Source organism: Pseudoroseomonas ludipueritiae, from assembly GCF_014490445.1.
Taxonomy (GTDB): Bacteria; Pseudomonadota; Alphaproteobacteria; order Acetobacterales; family Acetobacteraceae; genus Pseudoroseomonas; species Pseudoroseomonas ludipueritiae.
In genome coordinates this window covers 1-3,087 of record NZ_JACTUZ010000271.1, presented here as the reverse complement: position 1 = coordinate 3,087, position 3,087 = coordinate 1, and the positions used below count along the sequence as shown (strand labels likewise).

The 3,087-nt window shown below is 71.8% G+C and carries 4 protein-coding genes; all 4 read left to right on the top strand.

The annotated features are described in order from the left end of the window. A partial coding sequence (locus IBL25_RS25360; RefSeq protein WP_187781227.1) for an Ig-like domain-containing protein occupies positions 1-799 on the top strand: 799 nt, incomplete at its 5' end. A gap of 54 nt (positions 800-853) precedes the next feature. Then, complete coding sequence (locus tag IBL25_RS25355; protein ID WP_187781226.1) at positions 854-1,570, top strand: phosphatidylserine decarboxylase; 717 nt, start codon at positions 854-856, stop codon at positions 1,568-1,570. Beyond that, complete coding sequence (locus IBL25_RS25350) at positions 1,570-2,451, top strand: CDP-alcohol phosphatidyltransferase family protein (protein WP_187781225.1); 882 nt, start codon at positions 1,570-1,572, stop codon at positions 2,449-2,451. Before IBL25_RS25355 ends, IBL25_RS25350 begins: the two co-directional genes overlap by 1 nt. 333 nt (positions 2,452-2,784) lie before the next feature. Beyond that, positions 2,785-3,087: hypothetical protein (locus IBL25_RS25345; protein ID WP_408898269.1), on the top strand; the 303-nt coding region annotated here is incomplete at its 3' end.

Here is a 3,087-nt window from a genome sequence, read left to right as displayed (position 1 = left end):
GGAAGGCGGGCCGCGCTTCGATGTCGCGCGCATCGGCGCCAAGGGCGCCGCCGTGGTGGCCGGCCGCGCCACCCCCGGCGCCGAGGTGGTGCTGCATGACAGCGGGCGGGAACTGGGCCGCGCCCGCGCCGATTCCCGCGGTGAATTCGTGATCCTGCCTTCCGAGCCGCTGGCGCCCGGCGCGCATGAGCTGTCGCTGCGGGCGCGGGACGCGCAGGGGCAGGAGCGGCAGGGCGAGGAATCGGTCGTGGTGATGGTGCCCGAGGCCGCCACGGCGCCGGAGGCTCCGGTGGCCGTGCTGCTGCCGCAGGCCGCCGCGCCGCGCCTGCTGCAGGGCGGCGTGCCGGCCGCGAACGGGCGCCTCGGCCTCGATGTCGTCGATTACGACGAGGGTGGCGCCATGCGCTTTGCCGGCACCGCGCCGGCGGGCGGCACCGTGCGGGTCTATGTGGACCAGCACCATGCCGGCGATGCCGTCGCCGACCAGAGCGGCCGTTGGGTGCTGCGGCCCGAGCCGGTGCCGGAGCCGGGGCGGCATGTCCTCCGCCTCGACCAGATCGGGCCGCGCGGCAAGGTGGCGGCGCGGCTGGAGCTGCCCTTCCAGCGCGACAGCGGCGGTGCGCCGGCCCTGGCCGCGGACCGCATCGTGGTGCAGCCGGGCAACAATCTCTGGCGCATCGCCCGCGCGACCTATGGCCGGGGCATCCGCTACACGGTCATCCACCGCGCCAATTCCGATCAGATCCGCGACCCGGCCCGGATTTACCCCGGCCAAATTTTTACGCTTCCCAACCCCTGATCCGGGGGCCGCCGGTTGTCCGGGGGCCTCCCCCGGACCATAACCAACGGCATCATGGCGCTTATCGAGAGCATCCAGCTGGTCGTTGCCAAGCCGCATCCGGCTGGCAAGCCTTTCATTGTCGGCGGCATCGTGGTGGCGGTGGCGGGCGGCATCGCGGTGGGCACCTGGCTGTTCTGGCTGGCGGCGGCCTTCACGGCCTTCTGCTTCTATTTCTTCCGTGACCCCGAGCGGGTGGTGCCCACGCGTCCCGGCGTCATCGTTGCCCCGGCGGATGGCCGCGTCACCATGGTCAGCCCGGCCGTGCCGCCGGAAGAGCTGGGCCTCGGCCCCCATCCGCGCTGGCGGGTGTCGATCTTCCTCTCGGTCGCCGATGTGCATGTCAACCGCAGCCCCTTTGAAGGCGTTGTGACCCGCGTGGCCTACCGGCCTGGCAAGTTCCTCAATGCCAGCCTGGACAAGGCCAGCGTGGACAACGAGCGCAACGGGCTGGCGCTGCGCCTGCCGGATGGAAAGGACCTCGGTGTGGTGCAGATCGCCGGGCTGATCGCCCGCCGCATCGTCTGCCAGGTGAAGGAGGGCGATCGCCTGGAGCGCGGTGAGCGCTTCGGCATCATCCGCTTCGGCAGCCGCACCGACCTCTACCTGCCGGAGGGCATCCGCCCGCTGGTGGCCGAGCACCAGCTCATGATCGGCGGCGAGACGGTGGTCGCCGAGATGGGGCGCGACGAGACGCACCAGCCGGTGCTGCACACCGATACGGGATTCTGATGCCGAACACTGCCCTTGGGGACCATTCCGGAGAACCTCGCCGCCGCTTCCGCTTCGCGCCCCGGCGGCGCCCCCGCTTCCAGGGGCAGTCCTTCAACAAGCTGATCCCGAATATCATGACCATGCTCGGCCTTTGCGCCGGGCTCATGGCCATGCGCTTCGCCCTGGATGAGCGCTGGGCCCCGGCGGCGGCCCTGATCATCGGCGCCGCCGTGATCGACGGGCTGGATGGCCGCCTCGCGCGGCTGCTGAAGGCCACCAGCCGCTTCGGCGCCGAGTTCGACAGCCTGGCGGACTTCCTCTCCTTCGGCGTGGCGCCGGCCATGGTGCTCTACATGTGGACCATGGATTCCTGGCGCGGCATCGGCTTCGTGCCCTGCGTGCTCTTCGCTGTCTGCATGTCGCTGCGCCTGGCGCGCTTCAACGCGGCGCTGGATGTCGGGCTGGCGCCGAAGCCGGCCTATGCGCAGAGCTTCTTCACCGGCGTCCCGGCTCCGGCGGGCGCGGGCCTCGCGCTTTTCCCCATGTTCCTGTCCCTGGCCTTCGAGGGCTGGGGCTGGCACGGCATGGCGCATGGCATGCGGCACCCGGCCTTTGTGGGCCTGCTGCTGATCGTGGTGGCGCTGATGCTGGTCTCCACCCTGCCCACTTGGTCCTTCAAGAACTTCAAGGTGCGGCGGGAGGTGGTGCTGCCGCTGCTGATCTCGGTCGGCGCCTATGCCGCGTTGCTGGTGAGCGAGCCCTGGGCGGCGCTGGCGGCGGCGGGGTTGATCTATATCGGCATGCTGCCCTTTTCCGTGCGCTCCTATATCCGCCTGAAGCGGGAGGCCGAGGCGCTGCGCGAGCCCGTGCCGGCGCCCGAGGCTCCCGCCGCGCCCTAGCCGGCAACGGGCAGGGCCATGCCTGGCCTCCACATGGGCGGGCCCCGCCCATGTGGACACATCCTGTTGAGGGCCGCCGCCTAGCCGCGCTGCCCGGAAGCAGCCAGAATGCGCCGCCATCGCCGGTCGAGACAATTCCATCAACAGGCTGTCATGCGCCTCCCAGCTTCCGCAGGCTTTCCGCCCTTGTCCGCCAATACCGGTCGCACCGGCTCTGCCCGTCGGGCGGCGGCTCGGCTGGTGCCGGCTCGCGGGGTTGCCGGGTTGCCTCTCTGATGCGGCCCATGGGGCAGGTGGCCCGCGCCGCATGAACGCACCGGCGGGCCGCCCGGCATGATGATCCCCTGGATGCTGTCCGGGCTGCTGGCCATCCTGGCGCTGCTGGCGGCGCTGGGGGCGGCCGGGCAGGCGCGCGTGGTGCAGGGTGGCGTCGCGCTGGTCTGCGCCGGATTCGTGCTGCTGGGGCTGGCGGACCTGCTCTCGGGCGAAAGCCTGCCGGTTCTGCTGCCCTTTGGCCCGCCCTGGGCACCGCTGAGCCTGGGGCCCGATGGTCTTTCCGCCTGGTTCCTGGTGCTGCTGGGCCTGGCCGGGCTGCCGGCCGCCCTGGCCGGCTGGGCCGCCGCGGACCGCGCGCCG

Coding starts and splice junctions, on each gene's coding strand:
- IBL25_RS25355 (WP_187781226.1), top strand. CDS start 854: ATGGCGCTTATCGAGAGCATCCAGCTGGTCGTTGCCAAGCCGCATCCG.
- IBL25_RS25350 (WP_187781225.1), top strand. CDS start 1,570: ATGCCGAACACTGCCCTTGGGGACCATTCCGGAGAACCTCGCCGCCGC.